The organism is Mesotoga sp. HF07.pep.5.2.highcov (assembly GCF_003666285.1).
Taxonomy (GTDB): Bacteria; Thermotogota; Thermotogae; order Petrotogales; family Kosmotogaceae; genus Mesotoga; species Mesotoga prima.
The window spans coordinates 1-2,177 of record NZ_JFHJ01000433.1; the positions used below are offsets into that span (position 1 = coordinate 1).

Sequence of the window (2,177 nt, forward strand, 5' to 3'; positions counted from 1 at the left end):
TGCCGCTTCGTGTAGGCTCTGAGGTATGGCTGCCAGTCCTGTAATATAAATAATCGTGAAGTACCCTATGTACTTCCAGAAATATACCAGGATTGTCGACAACCTTACCATTCCCGCTGTTGCCAACCACTTATAATCCTTGCCTACGGTTCCGAGCAAAGTGTTCATGGTGGTATTCGCCAGACCTCGCGGATCGAATATCAACAACCAGATCGCTGCAGCAACTACTGAAGAGAGGACGGCCGGTGAGTAGTACACTATCTGGAAGAACTTTTGGAACCTACGCCTTGACATGATGAAGACCGCGAGTAGAAGACTAAATACCACAATTGGAATGAACGTTCCAAGTGTGAAGATAGAGGTCGCCTTGACTGAATTCCAGAAATCGGGCGATTTGAGAAGATACTCATAGTTTGCAAAGCCTATAAACTTTGGGGGCCGCAGATCAAGGAGTCTTTTTCTGAATAAGCTGGTGTAAAAGGCATTCATTATTGGATAGAACGAAAAGACAGCAAAAAAAGCAAGCGATGGGATCACAAAGAACCAGCCCCACCTTGCTTTTTTGTGTTCTATGCCCCTGTTAAAAACACGTCTCAAAGGTAAGGCTCACTCCTTTCTGAAAGGAATTTGCCCGCCGGAGGCGGGCAAATAATCTAGTACTGATCGTCTAATACTTCCTGGACCTTTCTGCGCAGTGTATTTAGAGCGTCTTGGGAACTTGTCCCAGTAAGCATGACAGATTCTACAGCTTCCTTTATTAGAGACTGAATCTTTGCTGAGCTCTCAGAGAAATACACAACCGTCGATTTTTCAAGATCGGAGATAAAGACGTCTGAATATGGATAATTCTTGAATGTCTCTGATTCAAGAAGGTCGTTTGTTGGTATTATGATCGCAACCTTTTCAAGATACTCCTCGGCATGACTCAGCATGTAAGAGATGAACTTCCAGGCCATTTCCTGATTCTCTTTTGGCTTCTGGGAGTTCACCATGTAGTAGTGTCCATAATAGTGAGCTGGCACATAATTTACGGCATCTTCGAACTGAGGGAAGGGAACTACCATGAATTCTCCACTATCATAGAACTCCGGATTGTCGGCCTTTATTCTAGCCAGTTGGTATAGACCGGTTGTGCACATGCCTATGTCGTTGTTGTCCATATTGAATAACTTCCGAGCGTTTTGGTAAGTTGGAGAACCGAGATTTCTTCCATTCGGTCCCCATTCTGCCATATAGTCAAGGAAGTTCAGCCACGCTTCGTCATTTATAATCGCGGTTTTTCCGTCGTCACTTACGAGTTTTCCGCCCATCTGTTCGACCAATGGCATGAACGCTACGAGATAGTATGGGTACCTGAAATCAAAGCCCCTACGGGTAATTATCTCGCCCTCCCTTATTGTAAGCTTTTCAGATACTTCCATCATCTCTTCCCATGTTTTTGGGTAGTCGATTTCCGGGTCTAGACCGGCATCTCTGAATACTTTCTTATTAAGCAAGATACACCAGTTGGTAATTTCGAGAGGAAGCCCATAAATCTCGCCTTCATACTTCACAGGATCTAGAGTTCCGGGAAGGAATGATGCCAGTAAATCCTCCATGTCTTTGTAACCTGCGGCTTCATAATCAACAGGGGCGACTCTGCCATTTGCAATGTAAGCAAATTCATCTTCAATTGACATATTGAAAATGTCCGGCCCCTGATTAGCGGCGAAAGCGTCAGTATGAGCTCTTGTATCTTCGTTGAAGACTGTGTAACCCTTTTGATTACTACGTTCGGGTACATTTCCTGAAATTCCTCAATGAAACGTTCTTCAAGCGGTGTTCTGTTTGGATCTTCGTGAGTCCAGAACTCCAGTTCAATCGTGTTGGCAATAAGAATCGAAAGGGAAAGAAGAACCATTAAAAGAACAAAAACTAAACGCCTGTTCATCTAAACACCTCCCCATGTAATTGGAGCGATTGCTCCTAATTAAAAGGATACATCACTGAAGGTAAATACAGAAGGATACTCATGGCTTATTTCAAGCGTTGAAGACGATTCTTTGAATTATAGCGGCTCAGAATTAACCTGTGCAAACAAATCTGTGAAATTGCAAGTCTTACGATAAGGAGGTGAAATATGAAGAAGTTGATTATTGCTTTCATTGTCATTGTTCTTCTTTCCCCTTTTCTGGTCG

General features: G+C 43.4%; 1 protein-coding gene and 1 pseudogene. Both read right to left on the bottom strand.

Translation table 11 applies throughout. The annotated features are described in order from the left end of the window. Positions 1 to 597, bottom strand: a 597-nt coding sequence (locus tag BG32_RS09105; RefSeq protein ID WP_147434911.1) for a carbohydrate ABC transporter permease, incomplete at its 3' end; no start/stop codon positions are given. Between the two features lie 56 nt (positions 598 to 653). After that, positions 654 to 1,930 (bottom strand): annotated as a pseudogene (locus BG32_RS09110) (extracellular solute-binding protein). Between the last annotated feature and the right edge of the window lie 247 nt (positions 1,931 to 2,177).